The following is a 21108-nucleotide window of genomic DNA, read 5'->3' on the forward strand; positions in this document are numbered from 1 at the left end:
TTACTTGTATAATTATGTATCATAGAAAATATCCTTTTTTGTACAGATTATATCATAGATTCTAAACAGGTTCTTAGGTATTATCAATAAGAACCCAATTTAAAATTCTCTTGGATGCAAGAGAATTTTTTTATTGGGAATAGTAAGGGGGAGGGGAGGTGCATTACATATGGGAAAAGGTAGAAGTAATAATGCTGGTAAAAAGCAACCGAATTTTGATGATTCATCTAATTTTGCTAAACAAAGCCAACCGACAGAAAAGAAGAAGAAATAAGAACAGGAGCTCTCTTGATAAAGGGAGCTCCTGTTAAAAGTGGATTGACGTTTCACAATAACATATCAATGGATTAACCCAATAGCCATAAATACAAGGTTTTAATTTTTACGAAGGGCACCTAATTTAATATTATTGTCCCGCTTTTTTATACTTATTGACGCGTTAAATCCATTTGAGATGCTCCTTAATGGCGTTGGGCGTGACCTTAATTAAAATTTTTTAAACCTAATGGGACTTACCATTAAGAGGGCGAGGATTAAAGTAATCCATGCATTACTATATGAAAACAATGCCATACCAGCCAATGATAATCCTGCAGCTGGAATAGGTAATCCCTTAAAATATCCAATAGTTGGTTTAATACTAAATTTAGCTAATCTTAAAGCACCCATTGTTGGGAATAGGATAAATGCCAAAGAAGTTAAAATAGAAGGTGTTGCTATCGTATGAAATAAAAGCGCAGGAGCGACGCCGAAACTAACAATATCAGCTAAGGAATCCAATTCTACGCCAAACTCACTGTTCACTTTTAATTTTCTCGCAATTCTTCCATCAAGAAAATCTAAAACAGCTGAAAAGAAAATGAGAATGGAGGCTGTTCCTAAATATTCACTCATATTCAAGGTAATTGAGAAAACACCGCACAATAAATTTCCAATCGTAAATAAATTCGGTATAATTTTTACAAGCTGATTAAACAAGTTTGTTCCTCCTAAATTAATTAAACTTCACATTTCTGTAGCAATTTCTATATATTCTTCCGTTATTCTTAAAAATATATGACCACTGTATTACTGTAAGCTAATTAAATTTCGATAAGAGAAAAATTGATTTCTTAAATGTTCCACTGGTTTATAAAAATGTTTAATCATTTTCAGTACGCGTTATTGAATATTAGCACTTGATAGTTGATATTTCGAGTAGTTAGGGATTTTCCGGTTCTGGTGCAAAAAATTCAAGGTAATTAAAAATAATCTCTAAAAAGGAGACATAATGATACTATTATTTTAAAAAGGTTCGTGGTTGGTATCGAATATAAAAAATAGAATTTTTATACAAAAATCACCCGAAAGGGTGCCTTTTGTACCTCTTAAAATGACTGAAGATGTGTTTACTTGAGTTCATTAGGTAGTTAGAGGTTGATAGACTATCTTTAACGAAAATGTTGAGTAGTTCATCTTCATTATATATCAATTTAATAATGATTGGGGATTTAGAAAGTTCCATGGAAAGTACATATCAACCTGATTGGAAGATTGGAAATTTAATAACTAGTGATACATTTTCCTTAACGCAACATTTTGGTGCGCAAATGAAAATTTTTAAAGTCCACACAAATGGTACCCTAGAACGATTCCAAACAATAGAACCAGAACCAGAATTAAAATAAAATTTTTGCAGGATCAATTAAATTCATTCCTTGTTATGCAAACACATTTTCAGCGGAAATAACTTCTTCACTATTTTGCACTAGACAGACTTTGCAAAAAATGGTTAAATTTTCTGATCTTGAAATAATCCTTTCAAATTGCAATCCTACTTTTTCTACAAATTTTACTGCATCAACAATATTTATAGAAGTAAATGCTACAAAATTTTTTCAAATGAAATTTATAAAAGCTTGATAGGCAATACCAAGGGGAAAAGACCGTAGCTACCATATGTGCAGTCCATTTAGGAATATTTAAATTCAATACGGTATTGTACAAGATTCCATATACGATACAAATGATTAATACAAATGCAATGAATTGAAGCGCTAACAAAAATAGTGGTTGTTCCATCTATTCTCACTTTCTTTGTTTGATATATTAATATAATTTATTTAGAGGTGGAAGTTTTATTTCTATAAAGTTCCAAAAATGTGATATGAAAGGAATATTAGTAATCACAAGAATTGATGCAACTATAATGTAACTAAAAATAGTATTACAAAATCAGTAAAATAGTAAAGAAGGTCACCATTCACGGCGACCTTCTTTACTATGCGTTATAACCAAATAATTTTAAATCTTCTCCTGAATCTGAAATGATTTTCTCAAATCGTAATCCTACTTTTTCTAAAAGCTTTCCTGAGGCGATGTTATCTATAGAAGTAATTGCTACAATTCGTTTCATGCCGAGCTTTTGTACACCGTATTCGATTATCGCAGAAGCTGACTCGTAGCCATATCCTTTTGAACGGAATGTTTCTAAAAAGGCAAATCCAATATCAACGTCTTCTAATGAATCTCTTTTAATAAGGCCACACATACCAAGTGGAGTGAGATCTTCTTTTCGTTCTACTAAGTAAAGGCCAAATCCGAGTTTGTTATACATATCGATGGGACCGTTTACAATATAATTTTTTGCATCTTCTAAGTTTCTAACTCCTTTGTCACCGATAAACTGAATCCATGCAGGATCGTTTACTAACTCAAGAATAAAAGGAGCGTCTTTTATATCAAACCAACGAAGGTTAAGACGTTCGGTTTCAAGAACTATCAATTATTACACCACCTTTAAAAAGTTATAACAATTAGTATGGATTGTGTAAAACAAAAGTGCAACATATTTTAATGGGGCTTTGTTTGTTCACATAAAGTTCGTTTGTTTTGTATAGAGAGATATTTTATAATTAGGATTGATTGTAAAGAGTGAGATGCTTATACAATGACTCCTAGGTGACTAGGAGTTTTTACTATATAACTATCATTATTACTAAATATGACACACTACACATTCTACTCAAGGAGGTACATAATGAAGAAATTATATAATGCATCGTTTACGTATTTGATTATCGGTTTATTATCAGGGATTTTCGCTAGGGAGTATGGTAAGTATAAAGGGATTTTAGGATCTACTTTGTTAAATCTTTTGCATACACATACACTTGTACTTGGCTTTTTCTTCTTTTTAATTGCTTTAGGATTAGCAAAAGTATTCGCGTTTCATGAAGTGCAAGGGTTTAATAAGTGGTTTGTTTTACATAACATTGCATTAACATTAATGTTAGGTTCGCTAGCAGCGAGAGGGCTTCTTCAGTTAAATGGAGCTGACTTTAAAGGGCTAACTTATATTGTAGGATTTTCTCATTCGTTGATGGCAGTTACTTTAATTTGGTTTATGTTGTTAATAAAGAAATCGTTTAAAATGTAGTAAAAAAAGAACTTGTAGCGTGTGCTGCAGGTTCTTTTTTGTATGTTCAGATTTTAATAATCTCATTTTTCTAATTATTTTGTATAAAGATGGTATACTTGTTTTAAAATTAAAAAGGAGAGTTGATTATGGAAATAACAATTGAACATGTAGTAAATGAATTAAAAGGCATACTTCCTGAAGATCGAGTAGTAATAAATATGACAGTAAGAGAGTTACATAGTAAAGATGAATCTTACCACGTTAGTAGTTTACCTGATGTAGTTGTTTTTCCAAAAACGACCGGAGAAGTTAGCGCGATAATGAAAATAGCGAGTCAGCATGGGACAGCTGTCGTTCCATTTGGAGTAGGGTCCAGTTTAGAGGGACATGTAATCCCTTACGAAAAAGGAATTACAATGGACTTTTCTCTTATGAACAAAATACTTGAAATAAGAGAAAAGGATTTTCTTGTGAGAGTACAGCCAGGGGTGACGCGCTCTCAGCTTAATAAAGAATTGAAAAAGTATGGATTATTTTTTAGTGTAGACCCAGGAGCTGATGCAACGTTAGGAGGAATGGCTGCTACAAATGCGAGCGGAACGACAGCGGTAAAGTATGGGGTAATGCGTGATCAAGTTCGAGATTTAGAAGTCGTTCTTGCTGATGGAGTAGTAATACATACCGGGAATTTAGCGGCGAAGTCATCATCAGGTTATCATTTAAATGGTATTTTCGTAGGCTCAGAAGGAACACTTGGATGTTTCACGGAGTTAACTTTAAAAGTATACGGTATACCAGAACATGTTATGGCTGCGAGGGCATCGTTTCCAACTATAAATGATGCAGTAGAAGCTGTAATTAACATATTACAAGCAGGTATTCCAATTGCGAGAATTGAACTCGTTGATGAATTATCTATGAAACAAGTAAATCATTACAATGAAACAAGTTACAGAGAAGAACCGACACTGTTTTTAGAGTTTCACGGCAATGAAGCAGGGTTAAAGCAAGATATTGAATTTGCGAAAGAAATCGTTCTTGATCATAAATGTATAGAAATTGCGTTTGAGATGGAAACAGCAGCGAGAAATAAACTGTGGGATGCAAGACATAACTTAGCGTACTCTTACGTGCATAGTTATCCTGGTAAAAAGCTAATGAGTACAGACGTATGTGTGCCAATTTCGGAATTAGCTGGAGCAATTCAACATGCGAAAGAGGTATTAGATAAAGTAGGGCTTATTGGCGGTATTCTCGGTCATGTTGGGGATGGGAATTTCCATATACTCTTAATGATTGATACAAATGATAAAGAGGAAGTGAAGAAGGCAGACGAAATAAATGAAAGTATCGTTCAGTATGCTCTTAAACGAGGAGGAACGTGTACAGGAGAACATGGCGTTGGAATCGGAAAACGAAAGTATCAAGAAGAAGAGCATGGGGCAGCATTATTTGTAATGGAGAAAATAAAGAAAGCTCTTGATCCGCAAAATATTTTGAATCCGAATAAGGTGTTTCAATTAAAAGATAGGGGCTGATTGGATGAAAGTACTAGAAGCGATAAGTAATATAGCTGGAAAGTATTTTGCATTGTGGACCGGCTGCTGCACTCCCAAGTGTATTAGCGGCAGTATGGCATAACATTGCAGGGCCAATATTAGCAACCATCTGGTCAAAAAATGCAAAGAATGCAAAGAATACTTTTAGCGATGAAAATGTATTAATAAATATAGAAAAATAGGAATGATAAATAATGCAAAAACGTATTGTACATCTTGAAGGAATGGTTGTATTTTTAGCCACGATTTATATGTATTCGATATATGAGTTTAGTTGGATTATATTTTTTGTATTCCTTTTAGCGCCGGATCTATCAATGTTAGCATATGGGATTAATAATCACGTTGGTGCGAAAATATATAATGTATGTCACACATATATCATATCCATATTAATTGTTCTAATAGGTGTCTATTTTAAGATAGATACCGTTATTATGATTGGTTTAATATGGACAGCACATATTGGAATGGATCGAATGTTTGGATATGGGTTGAAATATGAGACGGATTTTAAGGATACCCATATTCAAAGATTATAATTGCTTTTGAGGAGAGGGATACGTTGAAACAGAGAATTACTATCGAAGAATATAACATCAAATGGGAAAGTGAATTTAATAAGCTACAAACTCTCATTAACGATGTGATGGAAGACAGCATTTTATCCATTGAACATGTTGGGAGTACATCTGTTAAAGGGCTTGCATCAAAACCAATACTAGATATTGATGTTGTAATAGAAGAGTACGAAATTTTTCATGAGGTAGTAAAAAAACTTGAGAAGATAGGGTACTATCATCAGTTAGAATGGAGCTTTAAAGGAAGAGAGGCGTTTGGAAGAAAGGATATGTTCGTTCCATGGAACGAGGGAAATACAGTTTGGATGGAACATCATTTATATGTGTGTGATAAAAATAGTGAAGAGTTGAGAAGGCATATAGCGTTTCGAGATTACCTTCGTGAACATACTGAAGTAGCTAATGAGTATGGAAACTTGAAGGAAGAGTTAGCAAGAGAGTCGAAAAATCGATTTAGTTATATTGAGGGTAAGACCGTATTTATTACAAATATATTAGAAAAAATAAACTAAAGCAGCATGGAATACATGCTGCCTATTGTTTTGAAATAGAAAGCTGCCATTATAAAACAAATGCAAACTGGCCCTGTTGATTGATGCGGTTACTAAATATAATAGGAAATAAAATAGAAAAGAGCGGAAAAGAGGGAGCTTATGTACATACCAAAATATTTCGCAATACAAGATGAAGAGATGAAGTACGAAATAATGGAACAAAATAGCTTTGCGACATTATTTTCTCAACATAACGGAGAACCATATGCAACGCACTTGCCGTTGTTATTAAATAGGGAGACCCTTACTTTACATGGTCACTTCGCACGGCCGAATGAACAGTGGAAAGATATTGGGACCCAGCAAGTACTAGCTATATTTCAAGGACCACATAGTTATATCTCTCCGTCATGGTATGAAACAAACAATGCAGTACCAACATGGAATTACGTTGCAGTGCATGTATACGGTGAATTAGAAATTGTTGAAGATGAGAAGACATTAGTAGATTCTCTTCAAGATTTAGTAAATAAATATGAAGATCCAGAGAGCACCTACTCACTTAATGATGTAGATCCAAATTATATGGGAGGATTAAGTAAGGGAATAGTTGGATTCAAAATAAAGATAAATAAAATAGAAGGAAAAGCGAAGTTAAGTCAAAATCATTCTGTAGAGAGACGAAATTTAGTTGTGGAGAAACTTGAGAAAGTTGGTAGTGAGGGGAGTAAGAGGATTGCGGAGTTGATGAGAAAATAAAGTCTACATGAAAGGAAAATATTCTAAATAAGCGTATTTAAAAAGACCTTCTTAATTGAAGGTCTTCCGTTTTTTAAAGTGCTTTTTCAGTTGTTGTTGAGTTGTAGTCTTTACTTACGTCAACGGATTGAACAAGGTCAGGTCTTTGGGGTGCCGGGAAATCCGCATGACCTGCTTGATATGTAAATGAACTATTTAGACCAATAGATACAATACTTAGTACAGATAATCCTAAAACGATAGAACTAATTTTTTTTATCATTTTAATGCCCCTTTCTCAAACGTTTTTTCTTTTGCTTGTAACGCTTTATGAAAATACTCACTTGCTTTTATATGGTTATTTTCATCGTAAAGTTTAACGGCTAACTTTTCTGAATATTCTTGAGTATAGTTATATAAAGATTCTTTGTCGAAATACGTAATTCCTTCAAGAATAATTTTTTCTAAGTCTTCAGTTGACTCGTTATTGTTAAGGGACTCTAAAATTTTAAAGTGAAGCATATATTCTTCATTGTTAAGTTCTGTACAAATTTTTAATCCTTTTTTAATAAATTCTGAAGCGATATTTATTTCACCAAGTTTAGAATGTTCTCTTGCTTGTAAGAAAATTGCTTTAAAATGTGTAGGCATTTTTGTTGTCACTTCAGATAAATGACGAATAGCTAATGTTGATAAGTTTTGATTAGCATATAGCCACCCTAAGTTATTACGTACTCTTAACAGTAATGATTCTTCATCCTGTTTCTGTAAAATGTTGATTGCCGAATTATATTTTTCCTCTGCTTGCTCGTATTGTTTTAAATATACAAATGCTGCGCCTAATACGCTTTCACAAGAGGCGACATTCTTTTCATACCCTACAGCTTTTATGAAGAATTCTTTCGCTTTGGTTGCATATTCAATAGCCTCAATTGGCTGGTAAAAATGATAATAGAAAATAGCCATTCGATAATTAAATTCCCCTTTTTCTAGATCATCAATGGCATTTACCAGTAGTCTCGCAGCTTTTTCATAATGTTCACTTGCTAAATTATAATTTGTTGTTAAAGTAGCATGAATTGCTTTAAATAAATGATAGTAGTAAGAAAGTTGGTGATTAGGTGAAATCGCGTAAGAATCTATCTTATTAAAACTGTCTTTTGTGATACTTAAACCATCAGTTAAAACTTTGAAACGAAAATTTAGTAGAGAATAGTATAATGCTAAGTTTTCATCTTCTTCAAAGTTTAGTTCCTTTTCCTCAATTTCATGCTTTAAGTTTGTCGCTTGGGACACATCTTGTTTTAGCATAGCCAAATACCAGTCATTAAATAATTTTGTAATTTGTTCATTACCTTGTAGTTGAACGTTCATGAAATCCCCTCACTTTTTGAATATTCTTATAAAATATAGTATCAAAAATAAAAATATTTAGAAATGATGTTTTATATTTCTCAATATTTGTTTAACAAGCTTACGAGTAAGTCTATTGGAATAGTATAGAATTTGTTTTGGATTAAAGAAATGGCATCGGGGGATGTGCATTTTAAAGTTTTAGTTGAGTGGGGGGATATAAAAAGGGTGCGTTCACACAATTTATATGAACGCACCTTTTTACATATTAAACAATCAAGTCCCACAAAAAGTACGATAAGGGCGATTCGTCGGTGCAGGCGGAATGCAGTATTCTTCTTGATCTGTAGAATACGCATAAGGATTTGATAAAGCTTCAAGGAGTTTCTCCAATACGCTATAGTCGTCATTTGTAACAGCTGCTTCTAGTGCTTCTTCTACACGGTGGTTCCTCGGGATGATTGATGGGTTATTATTTTTCATCATCTCGTAGGCGTTTTCTTTCGATTCTTCTTGTTTTTCTAATCGAGATTGCCACAGTTTGTACCAGTCTTTAAATTCAGGACTATCGAATAGAGGGGTATTTTCTAACGTATCAAGAGTTAATGAACGGAATGTATTAGTGTAATCTGCTTTATATTTCTCCATCATTTTTAAAAGTTGCTCAATAAGTGATTGATCTTGTTCTTCGTTGCTAAATAGTCCTAATTTCTTTTTCATTCCAAGGAACCAATTGTTTTCATACTGTACGCTAAATTTCGAAATTTCGTCTTGAGCGATTTTTAGTGCTTCTTCTTCATCTTCGTGCAGAATTGGTATTAAAGATTCTGCTAATCGGGCGAGGTCCCATGCGGCCATATATGGTTGATTTCCATATGCATAACGGCCTTGTGTGTCAATAGAGCTAAATACGGTTCCTTGGTCGTAATTGTCCATAAATGCACAAGGACCGTAATCAATTGTTTCGCCACTGATCGTTATATTGTCAGTGTTCATCACGCCGTGAATAAATCCAACAAGTTGCCATTTTGCGATAAGACTTGCTTGTTTTTTAATGACTTCTTGTAGTAATGCAGTATATCGGTTTTCATGGGATTCACTTTCTGGGTAATGTCTTTTTATCGTATAGTCAGCTAGCGATTTAAGGTCCTCTATTGCACCACGAGCTGCAGCATATTGAAATGTACCGACCCGTATATGACTACTAGCGACTCTAGTTAAAATTGCTCCAGGTAATTTTGTTTCACGATATGTTGGTTCCCCGGTTGTAACAACTGCTAAACTGCGAGTAGTCGGAATATCAAGTGCATACATTGCTTCACTAATAATATATTCACGTAGCATCGGACCGAGTGCAGCACGGCCATCTCCTCGGCGTGAATAGGGAGTAGGGCCAGAACCTTTCAGTTGAATATCGAAACGCTCACCTGAAGGAGTAATTTGTTCGCCAATTAAAAGAGCACGACCGTCGCCTAACATATTAAAATGTCCGAATTGATGACCAGCATATGCTTGAGCTAATGGATGAGCTCCTTCTGGAAGTCCATTGCCAGCGAAAATGGCAATTTCAGCTTCCTTTTTCAGTTCTTCAGGGGTTAAGCCAAGAGATATCGCTAATGAATGGTTTAGTTTAACTAACTCCGGTGAACTTACGGGAGTAGGGGGGATTTCTGTATAAAATGATTGTGGTAAAGTCGTATAACTATTATCTAAATTCCAACCTGTTTCATTATTTTTAGTCATTGTATCTCCTCCTTTTTGTATTTTAAATTATGTATTTGTACGTATATATTCTTTGTAAAGTTAACTAAAAGTATAATATAATATTTCCCCTTGCAATCTATTGTAAGGACTTCATTGCACTATGTCTATTTAACAGCAAATACAAAACTCCATTTTTAAAAAAAAGGAGTTTTTATTATTACTTAATTTTTACGATTATTTTCCCTTTTGCTCTTCCAGACTCTGAATATTCCATTGCTTTTTGCGCATCTTCAAAAGGAAAAACTCGATCGATTACAGGTTTGATTTGTCCAGCTTCAATATAGTTTGCAATAGTACGTAATTGATCCCCGCTTGGCTTCATAAATAAAAATGAATATTGAGCATTATGCTTTTTTTCAAGTGCAGTAAGTTTTTTGCTGGCTAATGAAAATAAGAGAGTTTTAAAGAATCCTGAACCAAATTCTTTACCGAAGCGAGCATTCGGCATACCTGAAACGGAAACAATGTTTCCTCCGCTTTTTATAATATTGAATGATTTTTCAAGTGTTGCACCGCCGATTGTATCAAATACCGCATCATAATTTTTTAGTATATCTTCAAATTTTTCTGTTTTGTAATTAATAATTTCATCTGCGCCAAGAGACGTTACTAAATTCGCACCAGCTTCACTAGCAGTCGTTGTAACAATGGCACCCATTATTTTTGCTAGCTGAATAGCGAAAGTACCAACACCACCGGATCCGGCGTGAATTAAAATCTTTTGTCCTTTTTGTAATTGCATGATGTCATGTAATGCTTGATATGATGTTAAGCCAACGAGTGGAATAGAAGCAGCTTCCTCAAAACTTAAATTTTTCGGTTTTAAAGCTATATCATCTTCATGAATGGCTATATACTCCGCGAAAGTACCAATCTTATTTTTTCTTGGACGAGCATATATTTCATCACCAACTTTAAAACGAGTTACTTTTGATCCAACCTTCGTGATGACACCGGCAAAGTCGTTACCAAGGATTAGGGGCATTTCATATTTCAGTAACATTTTTACTTTTCCTTCGCGTATTTTAAAATCAATTGGGTTAATACTAGCTGCATGAATTTCTGCGAGCACTTCATACTCATTAATTTCAGGAGTAGGTACCTCTGCCATACGCATTGGGACTTTTCCATATCTATCAATTATCATTGCTTTCATTTCTTATACCTCCAAGTTTTAATAAAAGTTTTGCAATAGCTTCTCAATATCTAATACAAGATTTTTTAATAAACCTAATTTTGTACGTATATCAATATAATAAAAATTCTTTGTACCTTCTTTTCTCATTAAAATAATGCCAGCTTCTCGTAAAATCTTAAGGTGATGTGATACTGCTGGACGGGAAAGATGTGTTTGCTTCGTGATTTCTCCTACACGTAATCCTGTTTGACATTCCGTTTCCATTAGCACTAATAAAATAGCTTGACGCGTTTCATCACCAATTGCCAATAATACTTTTTGAGAATCAATAAAATCTTTTTTTATAATATTTAATTGTTCTTGTTTATTCATTTCAATCACTTTGCCTCCAGGTAATTAGTCGAAAGGTTTAAGATGATGAACCATTACTTCGATACGGTAATGCTACATGATTGTTGTATGAGGTGCAATATTGAGAAAGAAAATCGAGACGAATGAATTTTTTATTGTTGAAAATTATAGGGAGATAGAAAAGGGATTGGAAGGATTACATAACACAATAGATGAGGTTTTAAAAACAAAAAATGATGTAACAATAAAATAAGCGGTCGTAACCTTGTATAATCCATAAGGTTACAATCGCTTATAATGTTTGTATTATTTTTGATTTTTACGATAGAACATGGTTCAACGTAAAGTACGTTCTTTTGTTTTACACTTTCATACAGACACAATTCAGGTGGATTATAGATGTATGAAAAAGTAAAAGGAATTTTGGGGCATAATCTATCTATATGATAATTCAAAATAAAATATAAGTCTATATTTTAATGTTTTTTTTGATTATATTTATGTCACTGAGCTCAGAACAATGATGTGGAGGGTAAATATATGAAATCGAATTATGTACCAGTTTTAATTGTTGGAGGGGGATTATCTGGGTTAGCGTCTGCGTTATTTCTTGCAAAACATAACATTGAGTACTTACTTATTGAAAGGCATCCGTCTACTGCCATTCATCCGAAAGCAGGCGGTCTTACTTTACGTACAATGGAGTTGTTTCGAGAATTAGGCTTGGAAAAAAGAATTAAATTGGCAGGTAAAGCATTAGAGAACTGCCGAGGAAGAATAGCAGTTCATACAATAGCTGAGGCGAATAAAGAAGAATTGGAACAAATGAGAGCGACGCAATACGGAAACGATGAAGAGTTACTTCAAAAAATAGAAAAGATTAGTCCATCAAAACAAACTGCTTGTTATCAAATTATTTTAGAAGAGATGATGTTACAAGAAGCGAAAACATTAGGCGGGCAACTATCTTTTTATCATGAATTAGTTTCATTTGAACAAAATGAAAACGGGGTAAAAGCAAAGATTCGAAATCGTGAAACAGAAAAAGAAAGTGTCATACATTGTGACTATGTAATTGCAGCAGATGGAGCGAAAAGTAAAATACGTGAGCAGTTAGGGATTAAAACTGAGGGGCGTGGAACCATTGGTGGCTATTATATGAATATTTATTTTGAAGCAGACTTAAGTGAGTTTATACAAGGAGACGCATTCGGTTTTTCTATGGTAGTTCATCCAGAGGTTCTTGGTGCACTGATTCCAGTAGATAACGTGAAAAAATGGATTTACCATGTAGCCTACGATCCATTAAAAGGAGAGGAACCAGAGGATTTCACGATGGAACGTTGTAAACAAATTATTGAAATAGCAATTGGAAGTACAAATGTTGAGTCAGAAATATTAAGTGTTTTACCGTGGGAAGCGGCCGAAAGTACAGCAATGAAATTTCAAGGAAATCGAGTCTTTCTAGTTGGAGATTCAGCACATATTATGCCGCCAACAGGCGGATTTGGTTCAAATACAGGAATACAAGATGCGCATAACTTAGCTTGGAAATTAGCGGCTGTTATAAAAGGGAAGGCAAAACCAAAATTGTTAGAAACATATCATGAAGAGAGACACTCTGTTGCAAAATTAACGACAGCTTATGCAAGTAGTTTACTGTTTCGTGCTGCGAAGAGAGAGGAAGGCAGTTTGAATAATATGGATGGTTTAGCTGTTACAGTTGGATATCAGTATTGTTCAGAGGCGATTATAGATAATTCAGTCACTCCACATAGAATGGATAGCATAGAGTTGAACGGAAGACCTGGAACGCGAGCGCCACATTTATGGGGAACGTATGAAGGAAAGGAAGTTTCTATATTAGACTTATTCGGTAACAGTTTTGTATTACTTACAAGAGTAGAAAATAGTTCTTGGGCTGAAGCAGCACATACTGTTTCAGCTAAATTAGGAATAAATATAAAAGGGTATCGTGTTGGCTTAAGTGGAGACTTTATTGCTCCAGAAGATATTTTTAGCAAATTATATGGTATAGGGAATGGAGGTGCTGTATTAATTAGACCAGATGGCTTTATCGGATGGCGTTCGGAAAAAACGGTAGTAAATCCAGATATAGTATTGGAAGAGGTAATGAGAAATTTATTATGTGATTTTTAAGTGAAAATAGAAGTATTGTCTTATATGGGACAATACTTCTATTTTTTTAGCTGACAAAATAAAAATTATGAAGTGAAAAGACATTATTATTATAAAAATATGTATTAATTCTCTTTCTTTTTTTGTTGTTAGAATGTTTTTAGTTTTTAGTTTTAAACGTTGGTAATTACTAGATTGAATCATTTTTTTATTGTATTATATTTCCTAGAGATTACATATTACACTAGGGAGTGGGACTACTTGACTATTGAACCTCTTATTTTATCAAATAAAGAAGTATATGTATTAACTGGTATATTTGACCATGAAACGATGATTGGAATTGAGAACCCCTTTGAAAATTGGTCAGATGAGGAAATAGACAAAGAATTGGATGTAATGTACGAGAATTGGACAAACGAAGAGCTACTCATAATAAAAGAAGATGAAACATTATGTGACAAACAACTTTTAGAATATTTTCGTATTTGTTTAACTACAGGATTTGTTATTGAAGTACAGGATTTGTTATTGAAGTACAGATAAGTAAAAACAGCGCTTTAGAAAAAAATATTTTCTATTTTAGTGAAAAAAAAGTTATACAAAATGTAATAACAGATGCTAACGGTGAAAAACAATGTACATTTAAAGAATGCGGGACACCAGAGGTAGCTTGGCAATTTATATATCAAGCATTACAGCCTAAAAATACTTTCTCTCGTCCAAATTATACATTTAAAATCCCTTCTTCTGCATATAAGGAAAACATTTTAAATCAATCAAACAAGCAATTAGTAGATTACTTAAAACTTTACTTAGATGATGAAGCTTCCTTAGAGTTAGCAAACATTATACATAATCGTGAAGAGTTAAATACTGTTCAAGTTCATTATTATATAAAAGACTCATGGTCTACAGACTGTATTCAGTTTTTATATAGTCAAAATCAATATTGGCTAATCCAAAAAGTTTTAGATAATGAGCAAACACAAACGAATTTTATTTGTCTTGACACCTTTACAATTACTGAAGAGATAAAGAAAATGGTACTTTATCTTAAATCATTAGGCGGTGAAACAAGGTGAGTGGCGAAATTAAGGTTACTCCTGACCATTTAAGGAAATTGTCTTCTAATATAGAACAAACAGCTCATGAGCTGTTTGAAACATATCAACGTATCAATCAGCAGTTATTTGATATTCCATTCCAGGTATCTGGAAGAGATGCTGTGTTGAATCAATCCCAATATGCAGGCTCAGTGTTAGCTACTATAACGACAGTTTTAAAAGAACAAAGTGATGCATTAAGAAAAATTGCTGATCGTTTTGAGAAGGTTGATCAACAAGAAGTTTCATTTGGGGAAGAAGCAATTGATATTAATTGGTTTGCACCGATGGGTGGCGATATTGATGATTGGAAAGATAACCCTACGGGATCTTTATTTACTTTACTTGGTACTGTAACTGAAGGTGCAGCTGCTTACAAGTTGGCAGCTTTACATAATAAAGGTTTGCGTGTAACACCTTACAAAAATAACAAAGGAAAAGAAATGGTAAGATTTCAAAATCGCACCGTACTAAAGGATAAAAATGGACTTAATGTGATAAGGCGTACAAAATTACCTTTAGCTGAAGTAAAGCAAATAGACGATGTAAAAAGACATGTTTTATCACCAAAAGAAATTCTGAAAGATTCATTGAAATTAAAAACAAATGCTTTAGGCTATGCAGCTGTAGGATGGGATGTAATTAATGATACAAAGGAAAATATTGAAAATAAAGCGTCAAAAACTAAGATAGCTGGTGATATTATTGGTGATGCAGCAATTGGGGTTGGTACAACTGCTGTAAGTGCCTTTGCGGGAGCCAAGCTAGGTGCAGCTGTTGGAACTGTTTTTGGCGGTCCAATCGGAACTGTTGCTGGAGCTTGTATTGGCTTTGGTGTTTCTATAGGAGCTAGTATAATAACAGATGGAATTAAGTTTAACAAAGGTGATTGGAATCATGATGGTAAACAGGATTCAATAAAAGATAGAGTTAAATCTGGAATCGGAGCAACTTTAGATAAAATTTTTTAGTTTTTAGGAGAGTAATATGGAAAAATACCACGGAAAAAGCACAGAACAAATTATTCAGAAATTGATGCCTGGCAGTGTAAGATCGAGTGTCGTTATGGTATGGGTAGTTATTAATTTTATGATTTTAACCCCATTTTTATTTCCTCCAACCTTTACTATATACTTATACGTGATTTTACCTTTTATTTCCATTTCTAATATATGGGGAGTATGGGTATTTTTTTATAAACCAAATGAGCCAAGGTTGGTACACATTTTATATAATGGATTTATGGGGCTAACTTTTTCTTTTGGAAGCTTTATAGTGATTCAAAAGATTGCATATACTTTTATTAAAATTGAAACACCTCTATTTTTTATTGTTACTTTTCTGCTTTACATTCTTACAATCTATAAATTGATTTCTATTGGAATGAAAAGTTTTTTAAGGCGATTAAACAATGAAGAAAATGAAAATATAAAAATTTCTCCAATTGTTTATTTATCAGGATTGGGATATGTTATTGGACAAATATGTATAGGTACATTATCACAAAACGGTTTAGCGACGGTCTTAATTTTAGTCTTTTCTTTATTGGCTGTTGTGTCTAGTATATATGGTATATATATATTTATATATATTGATTTAAAGAGATGGAAAACCAATCTAGATTCCTTAAATTCTTAAAAAAACAATTAATAAGGAGGAGGACATACAATGAATTCGCAACTTTTTCCTATAGGATCTATTGTAATTTTAAAAGAAGGTACAAAGAAACTTATGATTTTTGGGCGAAAACAAAAAGTAGCAACAGATGAGGTAAGAAAATTCGATTATATGGGATGTCCTTATCCAGAAGGCTATATTAATCCAGATTTCACTTATTTATTTAATCATGATGATATTCAAGAAGTTGTTTCAACTGGATATGAAGATCAGGAAGAGCGTACTTTCCAAAAAAATGTATTATCTAAAATAAAATAAGAAATAATGTAAAAAACTGTTTAAACAAGCAGTTTTTTTTACATTATTTCTTATTAGTGATGCAGCAAACGGATCTTTTATTGGAGTGGAATAAGCTTGGATGTTTTTATAGAAATTAATATAGAAACTGATGGAACCAAATTTAACAAAGGTGATTGGAATCATGATGGTAAACAGGATTCGATAAAAGATAGAGTTAAATCTGGAATCGGAGCAACTTTAGATAAAATTTTTTAGTTTTTAGGAGAGTAATATGGAAAAATACCACGGAAAAAGCACAGAACAAATTATTCAGAAATTGATGCCTGGCAGTGTAAGATCGAGTGTCGTTATGGTATGGGTAGTTATTAATTTTATGATTTTAACCCCATTTTTATTTCCTCCAACCTTTACTATATACTTATACGTGATTTTACCTTTTATTTCCATTGCTAATATATGGGGAGTATGGGTATTTTTTTATAAACCAAATGAGCCAAGGTTGGTACACATTTTATATAATGGATTTATGGGGCTAACTTTTTCTTTTGGAAGCTTTATAGTGATTCAAAAGATTGCATATACTTTTATTAAAATTGAAACACCTCTATTTTTTATTGTTACTTTTCTGCTTTAGATTCTTACAATCTATAAATTGATTTCTATTGGAATGAAAAGTTTTTTAAGGCGATTAAACAATGAAGAAAATGGAAATATAAAAATTTCTCCAATTGTTTATTTATCAGGATTGGGATATGTTATTGGACAAATATGTATAGGTACATTATCACAAAACGGTTTAGCGACGGTCTTAATTTTAGTCTTTTCTTTATTGGCTGTTGTGTTTAGTATATCTGGAGCGTATATATTCATATATATATTGATTTGAAGAGAGAGGAAATGGATGGGATGCATAATGGACAAATATAATGGCAACAACATAGTGGATTGTATACGAATATTAATACCATTTGATATAAGGAATGTTGTAGGGGCCTTTATGTGGGTTATCATGAATTTTATGCTACTTATCATTTTATTCATATTTCCACCGTTCAATATATACTCTTACGTAGCCTTACCATTTTATGTGATATGTAATCTATGGGGAATTTGGGTTTCTATTCATAAGCCTCGGCAGCCTCAATTGCAACATTTACTATATTCTGGATTTGTTGCTTTAAGTATTTCATTTTGTAGCTTCATAGCTGTACAAAAGTTAGCTTACGAATTCGTAGAAATAGAGTCACCTTTATTTTTTACTCTATCGCTTATTGCATATAGTTTAATTGTTTATAAATCTGAATTATTCTGGATTAAATATTTTACAGCCCGCTTAAGGGGGACAACTGATCAAGATGTAAAAATTCCTAAAATTGTATATTTTTCTGGTTTAGGTTATATGATTGGTCAAGTTATTATTGGGATTTTGAGCCAAAAAGCTATGGCGATTGTGCTAATCGTTATATTGTCATTTATTTCAGTTGTTTTCCTAGCGCTAAGTACACATTTGTATTTTTACTTTGATTTCAAAAAACAAGGTATTACTTCGCGACATTTAAAAAAATTACATTCTCAAAAGAAGCCTAGACTGTCAAGAAAGGAAAGGAGACAATCCACGGCTGCTTCGGGACATGTAAATATACCACATTCTCAAAAGAAACCTAAACTTACAAGAAAAGATATACGAAATTAAGAATTTGTAATTAAATAAAACCTAGGTTTACGTAAATATCACGTCAAATGATAATAGAATTTTATCTTGTATGAATGGAAATTAAAGAAGTTAGATAGGAATCAGGCTGTACAGAAAAATTCGATAGGTTCAAATACTAATTAGTATGAGATATATAACTTATACTGGTTAAAGCTTCGTCGTACTGAAAAAATAATATTCACAAATATTAATAGGTTTGGTATGATTAATTTCGACAAGTTAATCGAGGCCGGAGATATTTGAGATAAGCCATACATTTATTTAGGGATACAGAAGTGTCCTCTAAATAAATTATGGCTTTTTTTATTGATGAACTGTAATCAATAAGGAGTTACATGTGAATAGGAGGGATATGGAAAATAAATAGTATAGTAATAACATAGGGGAATTGTATTTGTAAGATTGGAATTTTCATATAAGCTTATAAAAATAATGAAAGTATATCTTCTATTTCGTGTAAATCTCATTAACTTGTTGAAATTTGCAACGTAGGAAGGGTTAGAAGGATGAGAAAAATTATTAGCGTTTTAGTTATTTTCTTTATGACGGGAAGTATCTTTGCTGGGGGAGCTGTTCATGCGAAAGCAGAAGGGAAGCATGAATGGAATACGAATAAGTTTTTAAATATTGCACATCGCGGAGCAAGTGGACATGCACCTGAGCACACTTTTGCTTCTTATGATTTAGTGAAAAAAATGAAAGCGGATTATTTAGAGTTAGATATTCAATTAACAAAGGATGGCCAATTACTTGCAATGCATGATACAGCGGTTGATCGCACTACAAATGGAACAGGCGAAGTACGTGATAAAACGTTAAGCGAAATAAAGAGTTTAGATGCAGGATCATGGTTTAATAAAGCGTACCCAGAAAAGGCTAAGCAAGAGTATGTTGGGCAAAAAGTTCCAACTCTTGAAGAAATTTTTCGAAAGTATGGAAGAAGTATGAAGTATTATATTGAAACAAAATCACCAGATGTGTATCCAGGAATGGAAGAGAAATTGTTGGCGTTGTTACAAAAATATAATTTAGTAGGTCAAAACATGTCTTCTAGCCGTGTTATGATTCAATCATTTAGTAAAGATAGTTTGAAAAAGATTCATAGTATGAATGAAAATATTCCGTTAGTTCAATTGCTTTGGTATTATCCAAATGAAAACAATGAAATTGTCGAATGGTCTGGCATTACACATGAACCGAAAAGTGTAACGAATGATGATTTTCAAGAAATTAAAAAGTATGCAGCTGGTATTGGACCAAACTTACGTAATGATAACGGAGAACTAATTATTGATGAGTCATATATGAAAATGGCTAGGAAAAATGGACTGTTAATTCACCCTTATACAATTAACGAGAAACCAGATATGAGATTGTTAATCAAATGGGGTGCTACAGGAATGTTTACAAATTATCCGGATCGATTACATAGTGTATTGAAGGAAAAATAAGTGGAAAAGGGTATACCAGTGTTTTAGGTATACCCTTTTAATTTAACTCCCCGATAAACAGAATCTCTTTTTCATAGCATTCATCTAAATCATAAATAATTTCTTGAAAGCGAAGTGTTTGGAAGGAATGATAAACTGAAATTTTCCATGTCTCCCAAAAATCAATTTCATTTGAAAGAAGAATCCATTTTTGAAATTCACTATTTCTATTAAAGAAATTATGAAAGTAGTCCTCATTTTTAAATATAATGATTTGCGAATCACACAAATTATTTATAGAAATCAAAACAACAACTCGATATGTATATGTATCGCTCGGTTTCATATTTATTAAATGATTTGCTTGATTTAATAAGGTTTGAATACATAATCGCTTTACTTTTCTAGGTGTTTTACGAGAGTCAATAAAAGCTTGCGAAACTGGCAATAGCATATTCCAATATTCATCGTTATAGAAAGTAGAAGGGAACGTTTTTGTATGTTCCTCAATTCGTTTTATCATAGTGTTTGTTTTTCGTTTCATACCACGTATTTTCTTTTCACGCATTGAGAGTCATCTCCATAAATTTTTGTAATGCAGCAGAGTGATATATATCTTTTCTAGTAATAAAAGTAGTAGGAACTTTTTTGAAGCTATTTGGCAAAGGGTTGAATGATATGTCATGTTGATGACCATTTAAAATAGACTTCATCATAATTGCTACGCCCATACCTGATTTTACACATGCGAGTATCGCTTCAATTGTTCCAAACTCTAATACTCGTTTAGGTGAAATTCCTTCTTCTTGAAGCCAATTTTCTAATAAATTTCTATAATAGCACCCGTGACTAAATGCAAGTAAATTCATGTCTCCTATGTCTTTAAAGGAAGATAAAGGCTTTTTGCTAATGAGAACTAATTCTTCTTCACGAAATATATTTGTATGAAGTTCAGCATGCTGAGTAGAGCCAGCTATAAACGCTCCATCCAGTTTTCGTTCCAATACAAGCCTAATCAATTGTTCCGTCGTATTTGATTCTAAAATCAATTCGACTTTTGGGTATTCCTCATAATAGGCCGTTAATATAGATGGAAGTCTTACAGCGGTTGTAGATTCTGTACATCCAATTTTTAAAGTGCCTCTTGGTTCGATCCCATTACTTTGAACTGCTTTAACAGACTGATTCATTAAGTGGATAATTTGTTTGGCGTATGTTAATAAAATCTCACCGTTAGAAGTTAAAGTTACACCTTTTCCGTTTCGGTAAAATAAAGGCACACCTAATTCGTTTTCTAGTTGTTTCATACGCATTGTCACGCCAGACTGTACATAGTTTAAATTTTTAGCTGCGTGAGATATGTTTTTTTCTTTCGTAACTTCGTAAAATACAGTTAAATCTTTTATATCCAAGTATCATCCCTC

The 21108-nt window shown here is 32.9% G+C and carries 23 protein-coding genes and 4 pseudogenes; 17 read left to right on the plus strand and 10 right to left on the minus strand.

Annotated elements, in window-relative coordinates; all coding sequences use genetic code 11:
- Positions 1–486: 486 nt before the first annotated feature.
- A complete protein-coding gene (pssA, locus tag ACQRBL_RS16260) occupies positions 487–978 on the minus strand; it encodes a CDP-diacylglycerol--serine O-phosphatidyltransferase (RefSeq protein ID WP_000483075.1) in 492 nt (163 codons plus the stop codon).
- Positions 979–1478: 500 nt separating this feature from the next.
- On the opposite strand from pssA, the gene ACQRBL_RS16265 reads away from it, so the two are divergent.
- Positions 1479–1667, plus strand: coding sequence for a DUF5065 domain-containing protein (locus ACQRBL_RS16265; protein ID WP_411995922.1), 189 nt, complete (start codon positions 1479–1481; stop codon positions 1665–1667).
- A gap of 210 nt (positions 1668–1877) precedes the next feature.
- Here ACQRBL_RS16265 and ACQRBL_RS16270 read toward each other — a convergent pair.
- Both ACQRBL_RS16270 and ACQRBL_RS16275 read right to left on the minus strand, forming a co-directional pair.
- Positions 1878–2061: pseudogene (locus ACQRBL_RS16270) on the minus strand (hypothetical protein).
- A 199-nt stretch (positions 2062–2260) separates the two neighbouring features.
- A complete protein-coding gene (locus ACQRBL_RS16275) occupies positions 2261–2764 on the minus strand; it encodes a GNAT family N-acetyltransferase (RefSeq protein ID WP_017673140.1) in 504 nt (167 codons plus the stop codon).
- 255 nt (positions 2765–3019) lie between these two features.
- Here ACQRBL_RS16275 and ACQRBL_RS16280 point away from each other — a divergent pair, with 255 nt between their 5' ends.
- The 6 genes from ACQRBL_RS16280 to ACQRBL_RS16305 all read left to right on the plus strand — a co-directional run bounded on the left by ACQRBL_RS16280 (position 3020) and on the right by ACQRBL_RS16305 (position 6793).
- Positions 3020–3418: a DUF2871 family protein gene (locus ACQRBL_RS16280; protein ID WP_000737896.1), complete on the plus strand. Its 399-nt coding sequence runs from the start codon at positions 3020–3022 to the stop codon at positions 3416–3418.
- 128 nt (positions 3419–3546) lie between these two features.
- Positions 3547–4938, plus strand: a complete 1392-nt coding sequence (locus tag ACQRBL_RS16285; protein WP_097961363.1) for an FAD-binding oxidoreductase — start codon at positions 3547–3549, stop codon at positions 4936–4938.
- A gap of 47 nt (positions 4939–4985) precedes the next feature.
- Entirely contained in the window at positions 4986–5141 is a 156-nt protein-coding gene (locus tag ACQRBL_RS16290) for a bile acid transporter family protein (RefSeq protein WP_023522651.1), read from the plus strand.
- A gap of 12 nt (positions 5142–5153) precedes the next feature.
- Positions 5154–5501 carry a DUF4260 domain-containing protein gene (locus tag ACQRBL_RS16295; protein ID WP_023522650.1) on the plus strand — a complete coding sequence of 116 codons (348 nt, stop codon included), beginning with the start codon at positions 5154–5156 and terminating at the stop codon, positions 5499–5501.
- Positions 5502–5524: 23 nt separating this feature from the next.
- A complete protein-coding gene (locus tag ACQRBL_RS16300; protein ID WP_023522649.1) occupies positions 5525–6052 on the plus strand; it encodes a GrpB family protein in 528 nt (175 codons plus the stop codon).
- Positions 6053–6193: 141 nt separating this feature from the next.
- A complete protein-coding gene (locus ACQRBL_RS16305; RefSeq protein ID WP_016512491.1) occupies positions 6194–6793 on the plus strand; it encodes an FMN-binding negative transcriptional regulator in 600 nt (199 codons plus the stop codon).
- A 73-nt stretch (positions 6794–6866) separates the two neighbouring features.
- Here the strand turns inward: ACQRBL_RS16305 and ACQRBL_RS16310 are convergent, their stop codons facing one another.
- From ACQRBL_RS16310 to ACQRBL_RS16330, 5 genes are all read right to left on the minus strand, one after another.
- Positions 6867–7055, minus strand: coding sequence for a Phr family secreted Rap phosphatase inhibitor (locus ACQRBL_RS16310; RefSeq protein ID WP_023522648.1), 189 nt, complete (start codon positions 7053–7055; stop codon positions 6867–6869).
- Positions 7052–8146: a Rap family tetratricopeptide repeat protein gene (locus tag ACQRBL_RS16315; protein ID WP_023522647.1), complete on the minus strand. Its 1095-nt coding sequence runs from the start codon at positions 8144–8146 to the stop codon at positions 7052–7054. Before ACQRBL_RS16315 ends, ACQRBL_RS16310 begins: the two co-directional genes overlap by 4 nt.
- A 255-nt stretch (positions 8147–8401) precedes the next feature.
- Positions 8402–9868, minus strand: coding sequence for a protein adenylyltransferase SelO (locus tag ACQRBL_RS16320; RefSeq protein WP_023522646.1), 1467 nt, complete (start codon positions 9866–9868; stop codon positions 8402–8404).
- 178 nt (positions 9869–10046) lie between these two features.
- Entirely contained in the window at positions 10047–11045 is a 999-nt protein-coding gene (locus ACQRBL_RS16325) for an NADP-dependent oxidoreductase (RefSeq protein ID WP_097920801.1), read from the minus strand.
- Positions 11046–11063: 18 nt separating this feature from the next.
- Positions 11064–11408 (minus strand): ArsR/SmtB family transcription factor, encoded by a 345-nt coding sequence (locus ACQRBL_RS16330; protein WP_000571870.1) that lies wholly within the window; start codon positions 11406–11408, stop codon positions 11064–11066.
- Positions 11409–11499: 91 nt separating this feature from the next.
- Between ACQRBL_RS16330 and ACQRBL_RS16335 the strand changes: the two genes are divergently transcribed.
- The 10 genes and pseudogenes from ACQRBL_RS16335 (at position 11500) to ACQRBL_RS16380 (ending at position 19705) form a co-directional block, all read left to right on the plus strand.
- Complete coding sequence (locus ACQRBL_RS16335) at positions 11500–11631, plus strand: hypothetical protein (RefSeq protein ID WP_001227549.1); 132 nt, start codon at positions 11500–11502, stop codon at positions 11629–11631.
- Between the two features lie 287 nt (positions 11632–11918).
- The gene (locus tag ACQRBL_RS16340; protein ID WP_023522644.1) at positions 11919–13538 is read left to right on the plus strand and encodes an FAD-dependent oxidoreductase; all 1620 of its coding nucleotides are present in this window, start codon (positions 11919–11921) and stop codon (positions 13536–13538) included.
- Between the two features lie 240 nt (positions 13539–13778).
- Positions 13779–14602 (plus strand): annotated as a pseudogene (locus ACQRBL_RS16345) (hypothetical protein).
- Complete coding sequence (locus ACQRBL_RS16350) at positions 14599–15594, plus strand: WXG100 family type VII secretion target (RefSeq protein ID WP_023522642.1); 996 nt, start codon at positions 14599–14601, stop codon at positions 15592–15594. The pseudogene ACQRBL_RS16345 and the gene ACQRBL_RS16350 overlap by 4 nt, the downstream one beginning before the upstream one ends.
- A 16-nt stretch (positions 15595–15610) precedes the next feature.
- A complete protein-coding gene (locus ACQRBL_RS16355; protein WP_411995873.1) occupies positions 15611–16261 on the plus strand; it encodes a hypothetical protein in 651 nt (216 codons plus the stop codon).
- Positions 16262–16291: 30 nt separating this feature from the next.
- Positions 16292–16558, plus strand: a complete 267-nt coding sequence (locus tag ACQRBL_RS16360; RefSeq protein WP_001088075.1) for a DUF4176 domain-containing protein — start codon at positions 16292–16294, stop codon at positions 16556–16558.
- A 117-nt stretch (positions 16559–16675) separates the two neighbouring features.
- Positions 16676–16795: pseudogene (locus ACQRBL_RS16365) on the plus strand (type VII secretion protein); the annotation flags it as partial.
- A 16-nt stretch (positions 16796–16811) separates the two neighbouring features.
- Positions 16812–17467, plus strand: a pseudogene (locus ACQRBL_RS16370) (hypothetical protein).
- Positions 17442–18233 (plus strand): hypothetical protein, encoded by a 792-nt coding sequence (locus ACQRBL_RS16375; RefSeq protein ID WP_016512497.1) that lies wholly within the window; start codon positions 17442–17444, stop codon positions 18231–18233. The pseudogene ACQRBL_RS16370 and the gene ACQRBL_RS16375 overlap by 26 nt, the downstream one beginning before the upstream one ends.
- A gap of 527 nt (positions 18234–18760) precedes the next feature.
- The gene (locus ACQRBL_RS16380) at positions 18761–19705 is read left to right on the plus strand and encodes a glycerophosphodiester phosphodiesterase (protein ID WP_411995874.1); all 945 of its coding nucleotides are present in this window, start codon (positions 18761–18763) and stop codon (positions 19703–19705) included.
- Positions 19706–19742: 37 nt separating this feature from the next.
- Here the strand turns inward: ACQRBL_RS16380 and ACQRBL_RS16385 are convergent, their stop codons facing one another.
- Positions 19743–20252 (minus strand): DUF3916 domain-containing protein, encoded by a 510-nt coding sequence (locus ACQRBL_RS16385; RefSeq protein WP_023522636.1) that lies wholly within the window; start codon positions 20250–20252, stop codon positions 19743–19745.
- Complete coding sequence (locus tag ACQRBL_RS16390; RefSeq protein WP_023522635.1) at positions 20245–21096, minus strand: LysR family transcriptional regulator; 852 nt, start codon at positions 21094–21096, stop codon at positions 20245–20247. Before ACQRBL_RS16390 ends, ACQRBL_RS16385 begins: the two co-directional genes overlap by 8 nt.
- Between the last annotated feature and the right edge of the window lie 12 nt (positions 21097–21108).

Origin of the sequence: Bacillus sp. AF62, assembly GCF_050312695.1 — a bacterium.
GTDB classification, from domain to species: Bacteria; Bacillota; Bacilli; order Bacillales; family Bacillaceae_G; genus Bacillus_A; species Bacillus_A cereus.